21 protein-coding genes and 1 pseudogene are annotated in these 21,777 nt (G+C 62.7%); 9 read left to right on the top strand and 13 right to left on the bottom strand.

Going from position 1 to position 21,777, the window contains the following annotated elements:
• Positions 1-4: 4 nt before the first annotated feature.
• Together treZ and V3587_RS19200 are read right to left on the bottom strand one after the other, a co-directional pair.
• A complete protein-coding gene (treZ, locus tag V3587_RS19205) occupies positions 5-1,726 on the bottom strand; it encodes a malto-oligosyltrehalose trehalohydrolase (protein ID WP_058039463.1) in 1,722 nt (573 codons plus the stop codon).
• 69 nt (positions 1,727-1,795) lie between these two features.
• On the bottom strand, positions 1,796-3,157 hold the full coding sequence (locus V3587_RS19200) for an NAD(P)-binding domain-containing protein (protein ID WP_058039464.1): 1,362 nt from the start codon (positions 3,155-3,157) through the stop codon (positions 1,796-1,798).
• A gap of 96 nt (positions 3,158-3,253) precedes the next feature.
• Between V3587_RS19200 and V3587_RS19195 the strand changes: the two genes are divergently transcribed.
• The 4 genes and pseudogenes from V3587_RS19195 to V3587_RS19180 all read left to right on the top strand — a co-directional run.
• On the top strand, positions 3,254-4,138 hold the full coding sequence (locus tag V3587_RS19195) for a helix-turn-helix domain-containing GNAT family N-acetyltransferase (RefSeq protein ID WP_283377196.1): 885 nt from the start codon (positions 3,254-3,256) through the stop codon (positions 4,136-4,138).
• Between the two features lie 64 nt (positions 4,139-4,202).
• Entirely contained in the window at positions 4,203-4,589 is a 387-nt protein-coding gene (locus V3587_RS19190) for an ArsR/SmtB family transcription factor (RefSeq protein ID WP_283377195.1), read from the top strand.
• On the top strand, positions 4,586-5,689 hold the full coding sequence (gene arsB, locus V3587_RS19185; RefSeq protein WP_003941673.1) for an ACR3 family arsenite efflux transporter: 1,104 nt from the start codon (positions 4,586-4,588) through the stop codon (positions 5,687-5,689). Before V3587_RS19190 ends, arsB begins: the two co-directional genes overlap by 4 nt.
• Positions 5,686-6,075 (top strand): annotated as a pseudogene (locus V3587_RS19180) (arsenate reductase ArsC); the annotation flags it as partial. The gene arsB and the pseudogene V3587_RS19180, both read left to right, overlap by 4 nt.
• Here the strand turns inward: V3587_RS19180 and V3587_RS19175 are convergent.
• The 4 genes from V3587_RS19175 to V3587_RS19160 all read right to left on the bottom strand — a co-directional run bounded on the left by V3587_RS19175 (position 6,074) and on the right by V3587_RS19160 (position 9,313).
• Positions 6,074-6,400, bottom strand: coding sequence for a VOC family protein (locus V3587_RS19175; protein ID WP_230691664.1), 327 nt, complete (start codon positions 6,398-6,400; stop codon positions 6,074-6,076). The pseudogene V3587_RS19180 and the gene V3587_RS19175 overlap by 2 nt on opposite strands.
• A 123-nt stretch (positions 6,401-6,523) precedes the next feature.
• Positions 6,524-6,655 carry a hypothetical protein gene (locus tag V3587_RS19170; RefSeq protein WP_256082667.1) on the bottom strand — a complete coding sequence of 44 codons (132 nt, stop codon included), beginning with the start codon at positions 6,653-6,655 and terminating at the stop codon, positions 6,524-6,526.
• Positions 6,652-7,242 carry a TetR/AcrR family transcriptional regulator gene (locus V3587_RS19165; RefSeq protein WP_003941800.1) on the bottom strand — a complete coding sequence of 197 codons (591 nt, stop codon included), beginning with the start codon at positions 7,240-7,242 and terminating at the stop codon, positions 6,652-6,654. The genes V3587_RS19170 and V3587_RS19165 overlap by 4 nt, the downstream gene beginning before the upstream one ends.
• Positions 7,243-7,300: 58 nt before the next feature.
• Entirely contained in the window at positions 7,301-9,313 is a 2,013-nt protein-coding gene (locus V3587_RS19160; RefSeq protein ID WP_283377194.1) for an MFS transporter, read from the bottom strand.
• 179 nt (positions 9,314-9,492) lie between these two features.
• Here V3587_RS19160 and V3587_RS19155 point away from each other — a divergent pair, with 179 nt between their 5' ends.
• Genes V3587_RS19155 through V3587_RS19145 form a run of 3 tightly spaced genes read left to right on the top strand, consistent with a single transcriptional unit; the run spans position 9,493 to position 10,782 of the window.
• Positions 9,493-9,687, top strand: a complete 195-nt coding sequence (locus tag V3587_RS19155) for a DUF1918 domain-containing protein (RefSeq protein ID WP_003941743.1) — start codon at positions 9,493-9,495, stop codon at positions 9,685-9,687.
• 57 nt (positions 9,688-9,744) lie between these two features.
• On the top strand, positions 9,745-10,368 hold the full coding sequence (locus V3587_RS19150; RefSeq protein WP_283377193.1) for a TetR/AcrR family transcriptional regulator: 624 nt from the start codon (positions 9,745-9,747) through the stop codon (positions 10,366-10,368).
• Between the two features lie 57 nt (positions 10,369-10,425).
• On the top strand, positions 10,426-10,782 hold the full coding sequence (locus tag V3587_RS19145) for a PLD nuclease N-terminal domain-containing protein (RefSeq protein ID WP_003941757.1): 357 nt from the start codon (positions 10,426-10,428) through the stop codon (positions 10,780-10,782).
• A gap of 1 nt (position 10,783) precedes the next feature.
• Here the strand turns inward: V3587_RS19145 and V3587_RS19140 are convergent, their stop codons facing one another.
• Positions 10,784-11,674, bottom strand: a complete 891-nt coding sequence (locus V3587_RS19140; protein WP_042450139.1) for a LysR family transcriptional regulator — start codon at positions 11,672-11,674, stop codon at positions 10,784-10,786.
• Between the two features lie 83 nt (positions 11,675-11,757).
• On the opposite strand from V3587_RS19140, the gene V3587_RS19135 reads away from it, so the two are divergent.
• Positions 11,758-12,666 (top strand): EamA family transporter, encoded by a 909-nt coding sequence (locus V3587_RS19135; protein WP_065456576.1) that lies wholly within the window; start codon positions 11,758-11,760, stop codon positions 12,664-12,666.
• A gap of 34 nt (positions 12,667-12,700) precedes the next feature.
• Here V3587_RS19135 and V3587_RS19130 read toward each other — a convergent pair whose 3' ends face one another.
• Positions 12,701-13,282: a TetR/AcrR family transcriptional regulator gene (locus tag V3587_RS19130; protein WP_283377192.1), complete on the bottom strand. Its 582-nt coding sequence runs from the start codon at positions 13,280-13,282 to the stop codon at positions 12,701-12,703.
• A gap of 70 nt (positions 13,283-13,352) precedes the next feature.
• On the opposite strand from V3587_RS19130, the gene V3587_RS19125 reads away from it, so the two are divergent.
• Complete coding sequence (locus V3587_RS19125) at positions 13,353-13,757, top strand: PaaI family thioesterase (protein WP_283377191.1); 405 nt, start codon at positions 13,353-13,355, stop codon at positions 13,755-13,757.
• Positions 13,758-13,775: 18 nt separating this feature from the next.
• Here the strand turns inward: V3587_RS19125 and V3587_RS19120 are convergent, their stop codons facing one another.
• From V3587_RS19120 to V3587_RS19100, 5 genes are all read right to left on the bottom strand, one after another.
• Positions 13,776-14,705, bottom strand: a complete 930-nt coding sequence (locus tag V3587_RS19120) for an NADP-dependent oxidoreductase (RefSeq protein WP_047270119.1) — start codon at positions 14,703-14,705, stop codon at positions 13,776-13,778.
• A gap of 66 nt (positions 14,706-14,771) precedes the next feature.
• Entirely contained in the window at positions 14,772-15,584 is an 813-nt protein-coding gene (locus V3587_RS19115; RefSeq protein WP_047270120.1) for a mycofactocin-coupled SDR family oxidoreductase, read from the bottom strand.
• Between the two features lie 94 nt (positions 15,585-15,678).
• Positions 15,679-18,045: a malto-oligosyltrehalose synthase gene (gene treY, locus V3587_RS19110; protein ID WP_064075428.1), complete on the bottom strand. Its 2,367-nt coding sequence runs from the start codon at positions 18,043-18,045 to the stop codon at positions 15,679-15,681.
• Positions 18,046-18,058: 13 nt separating this feature from the next.
• On the bottom strand, positions 18,059-20,398 hold the full coding sequence (gene glgX / locus V3587_RS19105) for a glycogen debranching protein GlgX (RefSeq protein WP_030537109.1): 2,340 nt from the start codon (positions 20,396-20,398) through the stop codon (positions 18,059-18,061).
• 57 nt (positions 20,399-20,455) lie between these two features.
• Complete coding sequence (locus V3587_RS19100; protein WP_030537108.1) at positions 20,456-21,748, bottom strand: adenosylmethionine--8-amino-7-oxononanoate transaminase; 1,293 nt, start codon at positions 21,746-21,748, stop codon at positions 20,456-20,458.
• Between the last annotated feature and the right edge of the window lie 29 nt (positions 21,749-21,777).

Raw genomic sequence — 21,777 nt, 5'->3', positions numbered from 1 at the left:
TTAGTCAGCTTTCGAGTACGACGAACGAGTGCCCCGGCACCACTGTTGCGGACGCGGTCTCGTCCTGTGTCGGCGGATCCCACCAGAGGATGGGGGTTCCGCCGGCCGGGACCGAGGCCGCGTCCGTTCCCAGATTGCACACGATCTGTAATGCGCCGCGGCGCAGGGTGATCCACTGGTCGTCCTCGTCGTAGTCGACGTGCAGGTGCCCCAGCCAAGGGTCGGTGATCTCGATTCGCTTCCTGCGCAGGGCAAGTAGATCGCGATAGCAGGCCAGGACGCGAGCGCGTGTCTCGTCGTCTCGCTCGTCCCAGTCCAGTTTCGATCGCAGAAATGTCTGTGGGTCTTGCGGATCCGGAATGTCGTCACTGTTCCAGCCGTGCGCCGCGAACTCCGCTTTGCGGCCTTTGGCAGTGGCCTCGCCGAGTTCCGGTTCCGGATGCGAGGTGAAGAACTGGAACGGAGTGGTCGCTCCCCATTCCTCGCCCATGAACAGCATCGGCGTGTACGGCGAGAGCAGGACCAGCGCCGCCTTGATCGCCAATTGTCCTGGCGTCAGATAGGCGCTCGGGCGGTCCCCGATCGCGCGGTTGCCGATCTGATCGTGGGTGCACGTGTATGCGAGCAGGGCGCTGGCGGGCTGATGCGTGATGTCGATCGGCCGGCCGTGAACCCGTCCACGGAACGAGGAATACGTTCCGGCGTGGAAGAAACCGCGCCGCAATGTATTTGCAAGGGATTCCAAGGATCCGAAGTCGGCGTAATAACCCTGGCGTTCGCCGGACACGGCCGTGTGAATGGTGTGGTGGATGTCGTCGTCCCACTGCGCGTCCAAGCCGAACCCGCCGGCCGCTCGTGGCGTGATCAGAGTGGCGTCGTTGAGATCGCTTTCGGCGATCAACGTGAGCGGTCGACCCAGATGGGCCGACAGTGTTTCCGTTCGGACGGCGAGTTCCTCGAGGATGTGCGTTCCGGTGTGATCGACCAACGCGTGGACGGCGTCGAGGCGTAGACCGTCGATGTGGAAATCGCGCATCCATCGCAGGGCATTGCCGATGATGTACTCGCGAACCTCGCCCGACTGCGGGCCTCCGATGTTGATCGTTCGGCCCCAGGTGTTCGCTCCATCGGCAATGTAGGGGCCGAACTTTTCGAGGTAGTTGCCCGACGGGCCCAGGTGGTTGTAGACCACGTCAAGAATCAGGCCGAGTCCGCGTTCGTGGGCCGCATTCACCAAGCGTTGCAATCCGTCCGGGCCACCGTAGATCTCGTGGACCGTGTACCAGAGCACACCGTCGTAGCCCCAGTTGTGAGTTCCGTTGAAGCCGTTGACCGGCATGATTTCCACGAAGCCGACGCCGAGGTCTACCAGGTGATCGAGACGTTCGATCGCGGCGTCGAATGTTCCTTCGGGGGTGAACGTTCCGATGTGCAGTTCGTAGACCGATGATCCTGGGAGTTGTCGTCCGGTCCACTGAGAGTCGGTCCAGGACGCCTCGTCGAGTTGGTGCAGTTGGGAGCGGAGATGCACGCCTTCGGGCTGGCGTGGTGAACGCGGATCCGGGAGTGTTTCACCGTCGACGACAAAGCCGTAGCGAGCGCGGTTGTCGCAGTCGACCTCGGCGCGCCACCACCCGTCGTCGGTCCGGTCCATCTCGTGCGTGATGCCGTCGACTTCGACCCGGACCGATTCCGGTGTTGGCGCCCAGACCTCGAATGTATGCACACGATCAGCATGCCTTGTTCGGCCGGATGTGGCAGCCCGGCGGGCTGGTTCCGTCGTCAAGGACTGTTTCTATCCGCAGGTGTTGCCGGACGGTGCAGACAGCGTGATCAGTTTCGGAGCGGGGGCGCTGCAGCATCCGCCCTCGGCTTTCCCTGTGTCGGTTTCTGCTGTGTCAGGTTCGTCGAAAATGCCTGCGCCGCCGCAGACTCCGGTCTCCGGAAGGATCAACTCGACACGGGCCGCTGCCTCGTGATCGCCGGCGAGCTCGGCTGCGATGCTGCGAACCTGCTCGTAGCCGGTCATCGCCAGGAAGGTGGGTGCTCGGCCGTAGCTTTTCATTCCTGCCAAGTACACCCCCGGCTCCGGATGGCGAAGCTCCTTCGCGCCATGCGGGTAAACGGTGCCGCACGAGTGGACGTTCGGGTCGATCAGCGGAGCAAGCTCGACCGGTGCTTGTAAGACCGGGTCGAGGCCGAGTCGAATTTCCGAGAGCCAGGACAGATCGGGGCGGAAGCCGGTCAGCGTTATGACGTTGTCCACGTTCTCGATGCGATCACCCGCATCGGAGGCAAGTATGAGTTGTCCCGAAGGGGTAGTTGTCACCTCTGTGGTGCGGAAGCCGCTGACGACGCTCAACAGGCCATCCTCGACGGCCTTCTTTGCGCGCAATCCCAGGGCGCCGCGCGCGGGCAGTTCGTCAGCGTCGCCGCCTCCGAATGCAGAGCCGATGTTTCCTCGGCGGACCGCCCAGGTGATGCGGGTGCTCGGAGCCTGCTCTGCCAACCCTGACAGCGCAACGATCGCCGTCAGCGCGGAGTGGCCACTACCTGCGATGACGGTGTGCGTTCCGGCGAACTGTGCCCGCACTGCCGGATCGTCGAGATCAGGAACCCGGTACCGGATCGCAGTACCCACAGCGCCTTCGCCGAGCGCAGGAAGACCTTCACCACCGAGCGGGTTCGGGGTGCCCCAGGTGCCGGACGCATCCACAATGGCCTGGGCGAACATCCGATCCTCGGTTCCGTCCCGGCGCCGCAGGTGAATCGAGAGGGGTTCGCTGTCGCGTCCGGCGTCGACGACCAGGTCACGTCCGCGTCGAGCGACGCCGATCACCTCGGTGTCGAACTGGACCAGGTCGGCGAGGGCCGAGGCGAGTGGTTCGAGGTAGAGCTCGCGCCATTGCCGGCCGGTCGGATAGGTCTGCCCGTCGGGTGAGCTCCATCCATTCTGGTCGAGGAGTCGCCGCGCGGCGGGGGAGACGAGTTCGGACCACCGGGAGAACAGTCGAACGTGATTCCACTCGGAGATCGCAGCACCGGCTGTGGTTCCGCGCTCGAATACAAGGGGTGTGAGTCCGCGCTCGCGCAGTTCTGCTGCGGCTGCCAGGCCGATCGGGCCGGCCCCGATCACGACAACGGGTAGGGGGTTCATTTTCGTGCCTTTCATCGACGATTATCGATCTACGGAGAACTGTATCGACGATCATCAATGTAGGCAACCATCGACAGCTGTCGATATAGTGGAGAGATGACTTCGCTGCAGACTCCGACGGTGCGAGTCGGAGATTCGGACCCGGATCAGATCCGTTCTTCCGTCCTCGCGCAGGGCGATGCCGATACCTACGCGCAGTGGTTCGCCTGCCTTGCCGAGCCGATGCGCGTCCGATTGCTTCACCGGGTAGCGAGCGCGGTCGGTGGTATTACCGTCGGAGCGCTCGCCGAGGCGTTGGGGATCGGGCAACCGACGGTGTCGCACCACCTGCGCAAGCTCGCCGATGTGGGTTTTGTGACCATGCGTAAGGAAGGGACGAGCACGGTCGTCGCGATGAGTCCGACGTGTTGCGTTGCCTTGCCGCAGGCGGCGGATGTGGTGATGGGAGTCCTTGCTCCGCGTCCGTGCTGCCCGAGTGATCTGCCCGACGATGTCTCTGTCCGGGTCATGATCGACGACGACTGGGATGCGGTTCGCCGTATTTACGGCGAGGGTATCGACACCCGAAATGCCGCCTTTGCCGCTGAGGTCCCCTCGCGTGAGCATCTCCACGAACGGTGGCTGCCGCAGCATCGATGGGTGGCGACTGTCGGGGGTGTTGTTGTCGGATGGGCTGCGTTGAGTCCGGTTTCCGAGCGTGACTGCTACCGCGGGGTTGCCGAGAACTCCGTGTACGTTGCGGACGGCATGCGTGGTCGTGGCGTCGGAAAGGCGTTGTTGCGCAAGCAAGTCATGGCCGCCGACGCCGACGGACTCTGGACTCTGCAGACGTCGATGTTCCCGGAGAACCGTGCCTCCATCTCGCTCCATCATTCGGCCGGGTTTCGAACGGTCGGCCTTCGCGAGAAGATCGCCGAACTCGACGGCGTGTGGCGCGACACTGTTCTGCTCGAGCGTCGAACGGCGATCGCCGAGGGATGAGTCCGGGATCCGGCTGACCGGATGCCCGATTGCGCGTTGATTCGATATCTGTCAATATCGAAGAATGTCGAATCAAGAGCTGACGGACTCCGAGGCTTGCTGCACCCCGCTCGTTCGTGAACCGTTGACCGAGGATTGGGCCGGCGACTTGTCTCGGATGTTCAAGGCCCTCGGCGATCCGGTTCGTCTCCGCTTGCTCAGCTTGGTGGCAAGTCACGAGGGTGGTGAAGCCTGCGTCTGCGAAATCTCCGACTCGTTCGACTTGTCTCAGCCGACTATCTCGCATCACCTGAAGGTGTTGCGCCAGGCCGGGCTGCTCGATTGTGAACGACGCGGGACCTGGGTGTACTACTGGGTTATTCCGGCTGCGCTGCAACAGCTTTCCGCCGTTCTGCTGGTAGAAGGTGCGAGCGTGAGTGCCGTGGACGCTTGCGCTGAGGTCACCGCATGAGCAACACCGCTGCCACCACCGAACACCCCGAAGTCGTCGGAAAACTCTCCACCCTCGACCGCTATCTGGCGGTCTGGATCGGCGTGGCCATGGTCGTCGGCCTGCTGGTTGGACGCTGGATCCCCGGTGTGAACACTGCCCTGGACAAGGTGCAGATCGACGGCATCTCGCTACCGATCGCCCTCGGTCTGCTGATCATGATGTACCCGGTCCTGGCGAAGGTCCGCTACGACCGCCTCGACACAGTCACCGGGGACAAGAAACTCCTCGCCGGCTCCCTGTTCCTGAACTGGGTTCTCGGCCCGGCGCTGATGTTCGCCCTCGCCTGGCTGTTTCTTCCTGACCTGCCGGAATACCGAACCGGTTTGATCATCGTCGGTCTCGCTCGCTGCATCGCGATGGTGATCATCTGGAACGACCTGGCCTGCGGAGACCGCGAAGCCGCCGCGGTGCTGGTCGCCATCAATTCGGTGTTCCAGGTGATCATGTTCGCCGTGCTCGGTTGGTTCTACCTCTCGGTCCTGCCCGGGTGGCTCGGCCTCGAACAGACCACCATCGACACCTCGCCCTGGCAGATCGCCAAATCCGTTCTGATCTTCCTCGGTATCCCGCTGCTGGCAGGTTTTCTGTCCCGCTTCTTCGGCGAACGCGCCAAAGGCCGCGACTGGTACGACAACAAGTTCATCCCCAAGATCAGCCCCTGGGCGCTCTACGGTCTGCTGTTCACCATCGTCGTGCTCTTCTCGATGCAGGGCGAACAGATCACCTCCCAGCCTTGGGATGTCGTCCGGATCGCGCTGCCCTTGCTCGCGTACTTCGCGCTCATGTGGGGCGGAGGCTACATCCTCGGCGCCGCAATCGGATTGGGCTATGAACGCACCACGACCCTGGCGTTCACCGCCGCGGGCAACAACTTCGAACTCGCGATCGCGGTAGCCATCGCCACCTACGGCGCCACCTCGGGGCAAGCTCTTGCCGGTGTCGTCGGCCCGCTGATCGAGGTACCGGTGCTCGTCGGGCTGGTCTATGTCTCCCTTGCACTACGCAAACGCTTTGCAGTCGAAGAGGTTTCATCCAGTCGAGAAAGAGCGAGGTCATGAGCAAACCATCGGTGTTGTTCGTCTGCGTCCACAATGCCGGTCGATCTCAGATGGCCGCGGGATTCCTGAGCCATCTCGCAGGCGACGCCATCGAGGTCCGTTCCGCCGGATCCGCACCCGCCGAGACCGTCAATTCGGCAGCGGTCGAGGCGATGGCAGAGCGCGGTATCGACATCTCAGCGCAGTCTCCGAAGATCCTCACTGTCGACGCCGTCCAGGATTCGGATGTCGTCATCACCATGGGCTGCGGCGACACGTGCCCGATCTTCCCCGGCAAGAGTTACCGAGACTGGGTTCTCGACGACCCGGCCGGACAGGGCCTTGAAGCAGTTCGCCCGATCCGTGACGAAATCGAGCGGCGCGTTCAAGCTCTGATCGACGAACTCACGCAGATTCGCCAGGCATTGACCACGGCGACAGATTCGGACCCGCCAGACACAAACAGAACGGATGACCAGCGGGATCGAGTAGAACCCGGCAACGCTCCGGCGCGTTCTGCCGGCTACCGATTTGAGCACCGAGGCTGACAGCTTGCTCCTGTGCGATGTCCAGATCATCGACCACTAAATCCAGATGAATCTGCTTCGGTATTGCAGCCATCGGCCACGTGCTCGGGCGGTGTTCGTCGATGCGGATTGCGGTGATCTGGCCACCGCCTGTGCTGACGGTCGCAAACTTCTCAGTGTTGTACGTGATTTCGCCGCCCAGCATATTTCGCCAGAATTCCGCAAGGCGTTGTGGATCACTGCAATCGAGGGTGATCGATCCCAAGCAAGCTACAGGCATGGTCTCGACGCTACAGAATGCCTTGCTTCGGCTTCCTTTGCGGAGGCGTCATTCGTCGGTGGGCTCGATGTGTTCGGCACCGAGGACGGAGAGTCGGTATTCCTGTGCGTCCTGCTCGGTTTCGAAATCTTTCTCTTCGAGGAGATTCCGGTCGGCGTCGAGGTATCGGTAAGTAGTCATTCCTCCACCGTGTCACTGATGAACGATTCGTGCTCGGATACCGGTTCGATTTCGTCGACGGCTATTTGAATCAGCCTTCCGTAGCGCCGGATCAGATCCTCCGACGACAGTGAATCCTCACCGAGGAGTTCGAGCGTCCGCATGCCGGTGGCCAGTCCGAGCAGCAGTGAGACGACGATCTGGCTGCGTACCAAACCGGGCTCCGTGTCGCCGATGCGGCGCGCGATCCCGTGAACGTATCGTTGCTTGATCTCGGCCCGAGCGGCGGCCGGATCTGGCGCCTCGTGAACGTGTACTGCGAGCATTGCCCACGGATCGGTTTCGTCGGATTCTCTACGAGCGACAAGTTTCTCGACCAGTTGACAGCCGATGTCTCCGGTGGCGTCGGCATTCGGATCCTCGTCCATCGGAGGTGCGGACGGGATCGCAGCCGAGTACAGCCGAGCTTTGCTGCCGTAGATCTTCATGACCAGGGCAGGGGAGTAGCCGGCTGCGACCGCGATGTCCTTGATGGTCGTCGATGCGTAACCTCGTTCCGCGAACAAGGCTTTCGCTGCTGTGAGGATGCTGGCTTCGCCGCTGCTCATGTCGCTCGCCTCCGCCTCGATACCCGATCGCCATGCGTTCGGTTGCTCGTACTGGCGTTCATACTGTCGTCAACGGCTCGGCATCGACGGGTACGTCGAAATCGACGACGGTGGACTGCGCGATGACCGCTATCTGACGAGCCAATGTGCCGTGTCCGCTCTCGGTCAGCGCGGTCAGGATGTACCGGCCGGATGTGGGAAGTGCGATTCCGTGGTGCCCGGTTCCGTCGGTGACCGTGGATGCGACGAATTCGCCGGTCGGTTTCGTGAGTGTGACGACGGTTCCCGAGGTTGTTCGGCCGCCGACTCCGACCTTGCCGGAGATGGTGAGGCGGTCACCGAGTTCGACGGTGTGCGTCGATTGCGCGCTGTCGAAGCTGATTACCTGTGATCTCGGGGACCAACCGTCGGCGCTCGTGACCACCAGGTACCGGCCGGGCCGGGGTAGGGCGAGGGAGAAGTTGCCCTCGTTGTCGGCGCGACTCCAGTCAATCGGTCGACCCTCCATATCCATCACGGTGACAACGGCCTGCCGGATCGGTCGGCTGTCGGCCCGGACCACACGACCGGCAACCACAATTTCCGTTTCGGACACGGCGGCGTCGGGAAGCTCGAACCCTTCCGGGGTCACCGGGCGAAGTGCCGCTTCCGGTTTTGCGCCGCGGCGAGGAATGAACGCAGCGGCAGCGGCAGCAGCCACGGCGGCGATGGCGGCCAGCCAGAAGATGTTCTTGAAGGCGTCGATCGACGGAAGGCCCTCGCCCGGCCCGGACGGGATGACCATCGACGTGAGCATGGCGGCAACCACCGCGCTGGAGGTCGACGTACCGACCGAGCGGAGCAGCGAATTGAGGCCGTTTGCCGACGCGGTTTCGGTGATCGGAACCGATCGCATGATCAGCATCGGCATCGCGGAGTAGGCGATTGCAGTTCCGATGCTGACCACCGCCGCGCTGATGATGATCAGTGCTATCGAACCGGTCAGGAACACTCGCGCGATGTAGGCGAGCGCGAGCACCGTGCCGCCGACGATCAGGGTGATCTTGGCTCCGAATCGCTTCGTGATGTTCGCGGAGACGGGCGCGAAGAAGACCATCGCGAGGCCTGCCGGAATCATGCACAGTCCGGCCGCCATCACGCCCAGTTCGAAGCCGTAGCCGGAGATCTTCGGCATCTGAAGTTGTTGGGTGGTGGAGAGGTTGTTCGCGTACATCGAGAAGCCGACGAGGATCGAGGCGACGTTGGTCAGCAGAACAGGCCGCTTGGCCGACGTTCGTAGATCGACCATCGGCTGGGTGACGCGGAGTTCGTAAGGGAACCACAATGCGAGAGTCACGATTCCGATGACGAACATCAGCAATGTCAGTTCGCTCGTCCATCCCCAACGGGCGCCCTTGGAGATGGCGAGGAGGATCGCCGTGAGTGCTGTCGAAAGCATGACCGCGCCCAGGAAGTCGAATTTGCCGCGGGTACGAACACTCGATTCCGGGACGACGACGGCTACCGCGATGATCAGCAGGACGCCCACGATCGCCGAGAGCCAGAAGATGGCGGGCCAGCCCAGATGCTCGAAGATCAACCCGGACAGCGGGAGCCCGAGTGCGCTGCCGATTCCGAGAGTGGCACTCATCAACGCTGTTGCCGACGCCACCTTCTCCTTGGGCAGTTCGTCGCGCATGATGCTGATTCCGACGGGGATCATCGAGATCGCGAAGCCCTGGAGACCACGTCCGATGAGCAGGGCGACAAAATTGCCGCCGATCGCCGCGACCAGTGATCCGACCACGATCATCGTCATCGAGATCAGCATCATGCGTCGTTTTCCGAACATGTCTGCCAGGCGGGAGACGATCGGAGTGGCGACGGCACTCGTGAGGAGCGTGACGGTGACGAGCCAGGAGGCGTCGTCAGCGCTGACGCCGAGGATCTTCGGGAAATCGGGCAACAACGGAATGACCATCGTTTGTTGCAGCGCGACCACGGTGCCGGAAAGACAGAGAATTGCGGTAATGAGCCGACTTGAACGGCGAGTGGTCGGAGACGAGTGCAATGCCAAGAGACGGTCCTTCACGCGGCGATGGTGAACGGGAATTCACCCATGAGTGAACCACTGTTCACCCGTCGGTGTCACCTTCGGTGAATATGCGATTTCTCACGACGGCAACTCGCCCCGGGGTTTCCGAGTCGGCATGGCGGGAACAACGTCAGTGGTTGGTCTGCGCCTGCGCGAGCGGGCAGCGAGGAGGAGTGATGCATGCCGAAGTGGGTGACCGTCTCCACGTCCAGGGGCGCGTGGTGGGGCAGGCGGAGGTAACTGCCGAGGTTCTCGAGGTGCACGGCGAGGACGGCGGTCCTCCGTATCTGGTCAGGTACGACAACGGCCACGAGGCGTTGGTGTTTCCCGGTAGCGACGGCTGGATAGATCACCCCGGAAAAGGCTCCTGAGCTGCACGATTCTTTCCATGCATGGTCGTTGCATCGAATGCGGCTAAAGTGTGCGCAATGGAGGGCAGACGCCAGTACCACTCCCGCGTGCGTGAAGCTTCCGCGCAGCGAACGCGTGAACTCATTCGTGATGCGGCGACGGCCTTGTTTGTTCGAGACGGGTATGTCAAAGCCACCGTCAAGCAGATTGCCGCCTCGGCCGGCGTCGCCGATCGGACGGTGTTCACAGCCTTCCCCGGCGGGAAACTCGAGATCTTCGAAGCGGCCCTCGCTGCGGCGCTCGATGCCGAAGAGGTTCCACTCGGCGCGCCGAACCTGGCCTCGGACTCCGATGACGTTCGCCGGATCGTCTCCCAGATCGTGGCTCAGGGCATCGGACTGCTCGAACGTGTTGGCGCTCTGATGATGGTCGCGGTCGAATCCTCGGGTGCGGATGCCGACATGCGTCGACTATCCGAGGAGTCGTCGGATCAGTCGGCCGTCAATGCGATGTCGATAGCCGAGGGTCTCTCCGAGCATGGCTTGTTGAGGCCTGAGATTTCGCTCGAGAAAGCCGCGGGCATACTTGCCGCTTTCGTCTCGCCTCAGCTTCATCAGCAATTGCGTCGGGTCAGTGGATGGGACGTCGATGCGTACCGAGGATGGCTCGAGTTCAACATTCGCCAGAATCTAATGTACTAATTGGTCTGTTTTCGTTAGCATGGCGAGGGTTTTTTATTCTCGGGAGGAATCGCCAGCGTGCCCTATGCCTTGTTCGGCCTCATCACGATGTTGCTGTGGATTTTCTGCATCGTCGACGCCATCACGAGAGATGACGCCTACATCCAGTACCTACCCAAGGTCGTCTGGATTCTGATCATCATCTTCCTTCCTACTTTGGGATCGGTTCTGTGGCTGGTGGTCGGGCGCGGACAGAACGCGCCCCGCGGTTACGTCGGCCCAACCGGTTACGGCGAATACGAGCGCCCGGGACGTGCCGTTGCGCAGGATCCGGCGGCGGACGAAGCCTTCTTGCGTCAGTGCCGCGAGCGGGCGGAAGAGCAGCGTCGAATTGCCAAGCAGCAGCGCCGCGACGGCGACGCTGATCGGATGTGAGTTATCGGTAGGCCGTGAGTCGGTCCAACACGAGCCGAAGCGGCGGCCACGACGATCGGCCGCGACGCGTCACCGCATAGGCAGTGAGGATGACGGGCGGATCGACGAGTGGTTCGACGCGCACGCCTTCGCGAGTCTTGCGTTCGAGCGGCATCAGCCCCACGCCGTAACCACTGAGGATCAAGAGTTCGACCAAGTCGAGACTGTCGATCTGGTGAGTGATCCGAGGGGTGAACCCGGCCAGCGACGCGAGGGTTCGCACAGCGCGCTCGTCTGCCGTGTTGCGTGAGTTCACTATCCATGACGTGTCGGCGAAGGCGCGGAGATCGATTCCGGATTCTGTGGACTTGTCGGGAGCTTTGGCGTCGTCGGGAACACACAGTCCCCATGGCGTCGACCAGAGCGGAATTGCTTCGAGTAGTGGGCTCGGCGACGCGGGGGCAAGGTTGTAGTCGTACGTCAGTGCGAGGTCTAGATCGTCGCGTTCGAGGAGTGCAAAAGCCTCGACGGGTTCGTATTCGTAGATCATCACGTCCACCTGCGGGTGACTGCGTTGCAGGCTTCGAGCGACGGGGAGCATCGCGGTTCTGATCGCAGTTGCGAATCCGCCGACTCGCAGGGTCCCCACCGGTTCCGCGTCCGGATCGAGGTCCAGGCGAGCTGCATCGACGGCTGCCAGGATGGTGACGGCATGTTCGGCCAGCCGTTGACCGGCCGGCGTCAGCCGCACCCGGCGACCGTCGGGCTCGATCAGTGCGGTACCGGTCTCCGCGGTCAAGGCCGCGAGTTGTTGGGACACTGTCGACGTCGTGAGGTTGTGCGCTTCGGCGACCGCACGCATCGAACCCAAGCGGGAGAGTTCGAGGAGGAGATGGAGTCGACGGGTTTCCATCCTTCGATCATTCACTAATCGTGAACATAATGTAGGTCAAAATCGCGTGGACACGAACGGTTGGCCTCCCGTTCAATTCAGCTATGGATACGAAAGCGCGGGCCGGAGTGGGCCTGGCTGTTTTGGCGATGTTGTGCGTGCAGCTCGGGCTCGCTGTGTCGGTGGGCCTGATCGATCAGCTCGGCGCAGACGGAGCGGCGTGGCTACGACTCGCCTGGGCAGGCATCATTCTTCTGATCATCGTCAGGCCCCGACCTTCGGCGTTCACTCGCAAGGCGTTTCTGGCTTGCGTGGTTCTGGGTGTGGTCACCGCAGGCATGACGCTCCTGTTCATGGCAGCGGTGGAGCGCCTTCCGCTGGGAACAGCAAGCGCATTGGAATTCTTGGGTCCGCTGACGGTTGCATTGCTCCGGGGGCGTGGCCGCGTTCTGTGGCCGGTTCTGGCAGGCGTGGGCGTCGTGCTTCTCACCGAACCATGGGCAGGGACAGTCGATCTGGTCGGTGTGGCGTACGCACTCGGTGCGGCGCTCTGCTGGGCGATGTACATAGTGCTCACCCAGCGCGTCGGCGACGAGGTTGCCGGTATCAACGGGCTGGCGGTGTCGATGGCGGTAGCCGGGTTGGCCGCGACAATTGCCGTAGGCCACTCGGCTATCGGGCGGCTGACTCCGCATCTGATTCTCGTGGGCCTCGGACTCGCGATCTTGCTGCCCGTCGTGCCGTTCGTTCTGGAGATGGTCTCGTTGCGAAGGCTGTCCACGGCGGCGTTCGGCACGCTGATGAGTCTCGAGCCTGCTTTCGCGCAGCTTATCGGTCTGGTTGTGCTGCAACAGGTTCCGAGTGTTCTGGCCGTGGCAGGTATCGCGTGCGTCGTCGTCGCAGGAATCGGCGCGGCCCGCGGTGGTGCTCGGGATGGTGCTCGGGATGGCGCCCGGAAGCCGACTGAGTCACCCTCCGATTCCGAGCGAACGTACCTTTCGGCGCCTTCATGAGACCGAGAGTGCCGTTCGCTCAGGTCGCGTTCGCTCAGTGCGAGTGCGCCGCGGCGATTGCTCCGTCGAACACGTCGGCGACCTCGCCGAGGGAATCGAGAATCGGCTGACCGGATCGTTCGACGCGAGCCCGCACCAGCGAGGACACTGCCAGGACGGCAAGCCGTTCCGCTCGCGCACGTCCGACCCCGGACGCGATCAGTGTGTCGCGCAGTAGCGAAGTCCACTGTCGATACACCGCCTGTCCGGCGGCTGTCACGCTCTCCGAATCGGGGGCAAGTTCCAACAACACCGTCGTGATCGGCGAGCCTTCGTGGAAATCCGAATCGCTCACCCATCCGGCGAGCAACCGCGCGTACTCGCGCAGCAGCGACCCGGCGTCCGATTGGCTGTCGGCGAGTTCGGTCAGGGTGTCGGTGACCAACTGCCCGCCGACGCGGACGACCTCTTCGCCGATCTGCTCTTTGCCGCCGGGAAAGTAGTGGTAGAGCGAACCTTTCGGCGCCCCGCTCGACTTGAGGATCTCGTTGAGGCCCGTTGCCGCATACCCCTGGCGGCGAAACAGATCGGCCGCAGCTCGTACGAGTGCTTCGCGGTGTTTCGGGGGAGTCGCCACGAGTTGGAGCTTAAACACCCCAGCGATCCACCACAATCTATGTAGACTGGTCTACATTGGAAATTCTGAAATGCTCGAACAGTTGCGCGCGGTCAACGCCTCGGCGGCCTTCAACCGGTGGGCCGGATTCGAAGTCACGGGGGCCGAACCGGGTCGCGTTTGTCTGCGGCTCGAATGGCGTGAGGATCTGGGCCAGTACTCGGGACACCTGCACGCTGCGCTCGTGGCGGGACTCGTCGACACCGCGTGCGGATTTGCTGCTTTCACCCAGGTAGGTGTCGTGGCGGCGTCCAACTGCGCGGTCAATTTCGTGAGTCCGGGCGTCGGAACCGCATTTGTCGCTACGGCGCGCTCGGTCAAGGCCGGGCGCAAGCAGGTGTTCGTCACTGCCGAGGTACATGCCGAACGCGAAGGCGAATCGGTGCTCGTCGCGTTCGGCACCACCCTGTTGGTTCCACTCGCCCCTAAGGCCTAGGCAAGACAGAGCTGAAGGTCACGGAACGAGGATGAACTTTCCCGCGGGGTGCGAACTCTGCAACTCGGTGTGAGCGAGTGCCACGTCCGCTAGCGGGAAGGTCTTGGCGATCTTCACGATGAGGTGTCCGGAACCGGCTTGTTCGACAAGTTCGGATCGTGCCTTCAAACGCGCTTCCGCACTTGCCGGATTGCCTCCGCCGACGGAAGCGAAGCCGTCGGTCTGGGCGCGTCCGAACGCGACGATGGTGACGATGCGACTCTTGTCGGTGACCAAAGCCAGAGATGCATCGACGGCTTCGTCCGTTCCGGCGGTGTCGAACGCCGCATCGACGCCGTTCGGCGCGAGTTCACGGACACGCGCTTCGAGGCCGTGGCCGTAGAGCACAGGCGTGGCGCCGAGCGAGCGCACGTAATCCTGATTCGAGGCTCCCGCAGTGCCGATCACCGTAGCTCCGCGACCAACTGCCAGCTGAACAGCGATCGCGCCGACGCCGCCGGACGCGCCGTGGATGAGAACGGTGTCGCCGGAACCGACCCGAATGGTGTCGAGGGCGTCGACTGCAGTTCCGCCGACCAGAAGGAGGCCGGCTGCCTGTTCCCAGCTGATGCCTGCGGGCTTCGCGGTGACAGAGGAGACCGGCACGACTACTTGTTCGGAGTAGAGGCCGTTGCCGGGGCTGACGATCACTTCGTCGCCGACGTTCACATTTGTGACGCCGTCGCCGACAGCCGAGACGACGCCCGCTGCCTCGCCGCCGAGGCGGATGGGAAGTTTCTCGGGGTCGGTGCCGAAAGCGCCGCTGTAGAGCTTGAAGTCGAAGGGATTGACGCCGATCGCCTTCACGTCGACCAGGACTTCACCTGATTTCGGTGCCGGTAAATCGACGTCCACCAGCTTCAGGACCTCGGGCGTGCCGTACGTCTGCGCTACAACAGTTTTGGTCATGTCTCGCGCAACCGTCCTCGGGGAAACGATATTCCCCGAGGACGGGAAAAACTCGAGAAGATTCGATCAGCGGATCAGGGTGCCCAGATCGAGCGGCATCGCGATGCCGGTGATGTGATGGGCCTCGTCGGAACCGAGGAACGCGACGGCGGCGGCGATGTCCTCCGGCTGGCTGACCGGGTCGGGCAAGGTCTGCATGAAGATCGGACCGAGTGTGTGGGCGTTGGCGTCGATGAGCGGCCGCATGTCCGTCATCTGCATTCCGGTTTCCACGCCGTGTGGGTGGATGGTGTTGACCCGAATGTTGTACTGCCCCAACTCCGAGGCCATCGTCTTGGCCAGACCGGTGATGCCGTGTTTGCTCGCGACGTAATGGCCGAGGAAGGGGAGGCCGCGCAGGCCGGCGACGGAGCTGGTGAAGATGATCGAGCCACCGGTGCCTTGCTTGATCAGGTGCGGGATCGCTGCCTTGGCGGTGTGGAAGACGCCGGTCAGGTTGACGTCGAGCGTTTCCTGCCACTGCTCGGGCGTGATTTCCCAGGACATGTTGGCAGAACAGATTCCGGCGTTCGCGACGACGACGTCAAGTCGCCCCAATTCGTCGATGCCGGCCGCGAGCGCCGCGGACAGCGCAGAGAAGTCGCGAACGTCGGTCTTGGTAGCGACAATTCGACGGTCCAGGGCCTTGACCATTTCGACTGTCTCGGCCAGGTCGTCGTCGGTGGCGCCGGCATACGAGGTGGATTCGAATTGAACACACGCGTCGACGGCGATGATGTCTGCGCCCTCTTCTGCCAGCCGGACAGCTTCGGCGCGCCCCTGACCACGGGCGGCTCCGGTGATGAAGGCAACTTTTCCGGTGAATCGACTGGCGGCCATGCTCAAACCTCCGACTAGTGGTGATGATCTGCTCTTCGGAAGTTAGCGCGACGAAGTTCTTTTCGGGGGTGAATGCCCAGTCAGCGGAAACCGCTCAGCGCACCCTGGTCAACAGGGCACATGGCCCGGCAGCGAAGATGTCCCGCGCATCCGAAGACAAGACGGGTTGTCCGCTCAGTGCGTCGACCCATTCGCCATCTGGCAGGTCCACTCGCGTATCTCTCCAACCGTGCGACGAGAGTCTGAGCGAATGTCGCGTCGCCAGAGCAACGACCATAGGCGGATCACCTGCCGGGCCGCGCGAGAAGCCGACCAGATGACCGGATCCGGAACCTGAAGCGAAGACCGGCCGGTACTCACCGTGATCGAACCACGAGGGGTTCTCCCGCCGCAGTGTCAGTGCCGTGCGAACGAGGTGCAACTTTGCGGTTCCGGTTGCGTCGATCGGCGCGGCGCCGGAATCGAGCAGTGATCGCCTCGTTCCGTAGTCGACAAGCCGCCGGTTGTCCGGATCGACCAACGAGTCCTCCCACAGCTCAGTGCCCTGGTAGACGTCGGGAACGCCGGGCCCGAGAAGTTGGAGCAGCTTTTGGCCCAGAGAGTCCGACCAGCCGTGACGCGCGATCCGGCCGACGAATTCGCTGACCGAATCACCGACTGGGCCGTCGATCACCTCGTCGATCCAGCGGTGCACTGCCGACTCGAAGTCGACGTCCGGATCGTTCCAGGAAGTTCTGGCGCCGGACTCGCGGACGGCTTTCTCCGCATAGGCGTGCAAACGCTCGCGCAGCTCTGGAACCGAGGCTGCCGAGCGGCCGTCCGCCGGCCACACACCGATGATGTTCTGCCACAAGAACAATCCGGTAAGCGGATCAGGGCTGGGGCACACGTCTTCCCACTCGCGAATCAGCCGGGCCCACAGCGTCGGCACCTGAGACACAACACCGATCCGTGCCCGCACGTCCTCGCCGCGTTTGGTGTCGTGAGTGGACAGACTCGTCATCGCGCGCGGCCACCGCTTCGCTCGGTCCGCGTTGTGGAGATGGAATTCGGCGACGGAGACGGCAAGCGATGCCGGGTTGCCGCCGACTTCCTGACGTGAGACCAGGCGCGCCGTCCGATAGAAGAGTCGATCTTCGACGGACTTGGCCATGACAGCGCCACACACCTGCTGGAAGCGAACTGAGGCTTCACCGCTGTTCACCAGGGATTGCGCCAACACGTTGAACGATGGTTCATGTCCGGGAGCCAATTCGTGCATGTCGCCGACGATCCGAGCGGCCAAACCGGCGAGGGGACTGTAGTCGGATCGGTACACCGGCATCCGAGCGATCGCGACGACAACTGCGTCGTTCAGTTCGGTCTCACTGCAACGACTTCCGGTTTCGCGTCGGATTGCACGTACGAGCCTGCGAACCTCCGGTGCCAGGTCACCGCGCCCGGTGTCGCGTTTGAACTGACGTTCGGTGTGATGCAACCACGTACTGTCCCCGTCGTCGCCGGTCAGATCTGCCGAGAGTTCGGTCAATTCGAGTTCGGCGGCGGGATCGACGAAAATGCCGCCCAGCTGATTGAGGGCGTCGTATCCGGTGGTGCCGTCGATCGGGAGCATCGGATCGAGTGGTTCCGTATGGCCGAGGATCTTTTCGATCACGAGCCACTGATCTGGTCCGATCAGTTCTCGCAGGCGCCCGAGATATTCCGCCGGATTCGCGAGTCCGTCCGGATGATCGATGCGAACGCCGTCGATCAGTCCTTCGTCGACCCACGACTTCACTTGCCGATGGCAGAGTTCGAAGACTTGGGGGTCCTCCTGGCGCAGCGCAGCGAGTTCGTTGACGGCAAAGAACCGTCGGTAGTTGACGATCCCGGCGTTCCACGGTACGAGTCGGTACGACTGCCTGGAGTGCACCTCCTGTGGAGATCCGAATTCAGTACCGGCAGCGATGGGGAAGCGGTGCTCGTAGAACGCGAGAAGTGTTTCCTCGCCATCTTTCTCGACAGTCAGTGCGTCGAGATCGTCCGGGCTGCCCAGTACCGGGAGTGAGAGTTTGCCGTCGGCGCCGTTGGCTCCGTTGTCCTCGGCCCAATCGATGTCGAAGAAATGCGCGTACTCCGACGACTGCCCGTGCGTGAGAACGTCCCACCACCAAGCATTTTCGCGAGGTTTGGCGACACCGACATGGTTGGGGACCAGATCGACGATCAGGCCCATCCCACGTGATCGAACGGCGCGCGAGAGCTCCACCAGGGCCTCGCGGCCACCAAGTCCTTCGGACACGGTTGTCGGATCGGTGACGTCGTAGCCGTGCGTCGATCCGGACGTTGCCGTGAGGATGGGGGAGAGATAGAGATGTGAGACCCCCAATGCCTCGAAGTAGTCCACCTGTGCGGCCGCATCACGAAGAGTGAATGCATCCGGTCGCAACTGCAGTCGGTAGGTGCTGGTTATCGGGGCCATGTGCACGTCTCCCTCAAGCGGTTCTGCGAAGTACCGTCAATGCTCGCGCTTTTACATCCAATGTTGTTCCGGCTTTGATCACGGTATCGCTCTCACCGGTGGGGACCGAGGTGTCCAGTACGACGGTCCACTCCGACGCGTAGTCCGCGTTGGGGGTGGAGAATTCGAGATCTTCGTAGTGGGCGTTGAAGCAGAGAAGGAACGAATCTCCGGTGACGCGCTCGCCACGGTAGTTCGGTTCCGGGATCGCGTCACCGTTGAGAAAGACAGCCAACGACTTGCCGAAACCGCTGTCCCAGTCGGCCGGAGTCATCTCTTCGCCAGACGGCGTGAGCCAGGCGATGTCGCGACTCTGATCGCCGCTTCGAATAGGTCGCCCCTCGAAGAATCGACGACGCCGGAAGACCGGGTTCTTGGCGCGCAAGGCAATTGCGCGCTTGGTGAACTCGACGAGGTCGGCGTTGGTTTCCGCGAGAGTCCAATCCATCCATGACAGTTCCGAATCCTGGCAGTAAACGTTGTTGTTACCCTGCTGAGTTCGGCCCATCTCGTCGCCGTGAGCAAGCATCGGGGTGCCCTGGCTGAGCATCAGCGTAGCCAGTATGTTCCGGCTCTGACGGCCACGCAGTTCGAGGATTTCCGGGTCGTCGGTGGGGCCTTCGACCCCGCAGTTCCAAGATCGGTTGTGCGATTCGCCGTCGTTGTTGTTCTCGCCGTTGGCTTCGTTGTGCTTCTCGTTGTACGAGACTAGGTCGTGGAGGGTGAAACCGTCGTGAGCGATGACGAAGTTGATGCTCGCGCCAGGGCGACGTCCGGTGGCCTCGTAGAGATCAGAGGATCCGGTGAGACGGGAGGCGAACTCCCCCAGCGTTGCCGGCTCACCACGCCAGTAGTCGCGGACGGTGTCGCGGTATTTGCCGTTCCATTCGGTCCACAGGCCGGGGAAGTTGCCGACCTGGTAACCGCCTTCGCCGACGTCCCACGGTTCGGCGATCAGCTTCACCTGACTGACGATCGGATCCTGTTGCACGAGATCGAAGAAGGCCGAAAGGCGGTCCACGTCGTGCAGTTCACGGGCGAGTGTCGAGGCGAGGTCGAAGCGGAAACCGTCGACGTGCATCTCCGTGACCCAGTACCGCAGAGAGTCCATGATCAATTGCAGCGTATGCGGATGACGGGCGTTGAGGCTGTTGCCCGTTCCGGTGTAGTCCATGTAGTGCTCTTCGTCGCCGTCGACCAGGCGGTAGTAGGCGGCATTGTCGATTCCGCGGAAGCTGATGGTCGGCCCCATGTGATTGCCCTCGGCGGTGTGGTTGTAGACCACGTCGAGGATCACTTCGATACCCGCCTGGTGGAAGCTGCGCACCATGGCTTTGAATTCCGCTACGGCCGCATCGGGTTTCGTGGCCGAGGAGTAGTCGGTGTGCGGAGCGAGAAAGCCGAAGGTGTTGTAACCCCAGTAGTTTCGCAGACCTTGGTCGAGAAGCACCTGATCGTGCATGAACTGGTGGACCGGCATCAGTTCGATCGCCGTGACACCCAGATCGGTGAGGTGCTCGATGATCACCGGATGAGCGAGCCCCGCGTACGTGCCGCGCAATTCCTCCGGAACTCCGGGATGCGTCGCGGTCATACCCTTGACGTGCGCTTCGTAGATGACCGTCTCGTGATACGGACGCTTCGGCGAGTGGTCGGACGCCCAATCGAAGAACGGGTTGATGACGACGGTCGACATCGTATGGCCGAGCGAATCATGTTGGGGGAAAGGGATGGTGGCGGGTTCGTCGACGAGTGGTTCCGGCTCGAAGGGTTCGGGCTCGAGGATCTCGTCCGATTCCTGATCGCCCGTGGGCGAGTCGTCTTCGAGGCCCACCTCGTCCGATTCGGCTTCCGAACTCGTTTCGTCGGTAGCCTCTTGCGGCCCCACGGCGGGAGATTCGTCGTCTCCTGAAGGTTCGGGGTCCGCCGCCGATTCGACGTCGTACGAGAACAGCGAACGGTCTCCGTCGAAGTCTCCGTCGAACGCTTTTCCGTACGGGTCCAGCAGGAGTTTGCTCGGATCGCATCGCAGACCTGCAGCCGGATCGTACGGCCCGTGTACGCGGTAGCCGTATCGCTGGCCGGGGGATACCGACGGAAGGTACGCATGCCAGACGTAACCGTCGACCTCGTCCATCCGAATGCGGGTTTCGGTTCCGTCCTTGGCGATCAGGCACAGCTCGACGGCCTCGGCGACCTCGGAGAAGAGCGAGAAATTGGTCCCAGCGCCGTCGTAGGTGGCACCGAGTGGGTACGCACTGCCAGGCCATACCGGGATGGGAGTGGCTGAGGTCTCGCTCGGCGGTTGATCCATGAATCAGACCCTATCGGGTGCAGCCGATCGAATCTCGTCGACTGTCTACGGTGCCGATCACCGTTTCGCCTGGCTGCGGGCGGTTGCAAGCATTCCGGCTGTGATCTGTTCCACCTCTGCCTCCGAACACAGGTACGGAGGCATCGCGTATACGAGGTTGCGGAACGGCCGGAGCCAGACGCCGGCGTCGACGGCTGCATCGGTCGCGCTCTGCATGTCGACCGGCTGTTCGAGTTCGATCACTCCGATTCCGCCTTTGACGCGGACGTCGACGACCCCGGGAATTGTGACGGCTTCGGCGAGGCCTCGAGCGAGGCCACGTTCGAGGGTTGCGACGTCACGCCGCCAGTCCATCGCAAGCAGAAGTTCGGTCGACGCCACCGCGACGGCGCACGCGAGTGGATTGCCCATGAAGGTGGGGCCGTGCATCAGCCCGCCGCCCTCACCGGCAGTGATGGTCTCCGCGATCTCCGTGGTGCACAGCGTTGCCGCCAGACTCATGTACCCGCCGGTCAGTGCCTTGCCGACGCACATGACGTCGGGACTGACGCCGGCGTGATCGGCGGCGAACAATTCTCCGGTGCGTCCGAATCCGGTCGCGATCTCGTCGAAGACCAGGAGGACTTGGTACTTGTCGCAGAGGTTACGCAGGTCGATCAGGTACGCGGGATCGTGGAAACGCATTCCGCCGGCGCCTTGGACCACCGGTTCCACGATCACCGCTGCGAGGTCCTCGTGATGCTCGGCCAAGAGCGATTCCAACTCCTGCACGTATTCGGGGAGATAGCCCGCCGGGGGAGCCTGCGCGAAGACCTGAGGGCGCAGGACGTCGGTCCAGAGAGAATGCATGCCGCCGTCGGGATCGCAGACGCTCATGGGGGTGAAGGTGTCACCGTGGTATCCGCCGCGCCAGGTCATCAAACGATTCTTCGACGGCTTTCCGAGGCTCCGCCAGTACTGCAGGCACATCTTCACTGCGACTTCGACCGCCACCGAACCGGAGTCGGAGAGGAACACCTTGTCGAGGTGAGGTGGTGTGATGTCGACGAGCAGTCGCCCGAGGCGAGCGGCGGGTTCGTGCGTCAGTCCGCCGAACATGACATGGCTCATTTTGCCGAGCTGCCGTGCGGCGGCGGTGTCGAGCACGGGATTGCGGTAGCCGTGAATGGCGGCCCACCACGAGCTCATCCCGTCGACCAATCGGCGGCCGTCGGAGAGCGTCAGGGTAGCCCCCTGCGCAGAGTCGACGATCAGCGGACGAGTCGACGCGGGAAACGATCCGTACGGATGCCAGAGGACATCGGCATCGATGGCGGAGACGTCATGGGGATCAAGTCCGGTTGTGAGCACGGATGCACCCTAACCATTGAGTTGAACGG

It is taken from the genome of Rhodococcus sp. IEGM 1306, from assembly GCF_036541985.1.
GTDB lineage: Bacteria > Actinomycetota > Actinomycetes > Mycobacteriales > Mycobacteriaceae > Rhodococcus_F > Rhodococcus_F qingshengii.
Note: the sequence above shows the minus strand (reverse complement) of the source record. Positions and strands in the feature narration are given on the sequence as shown.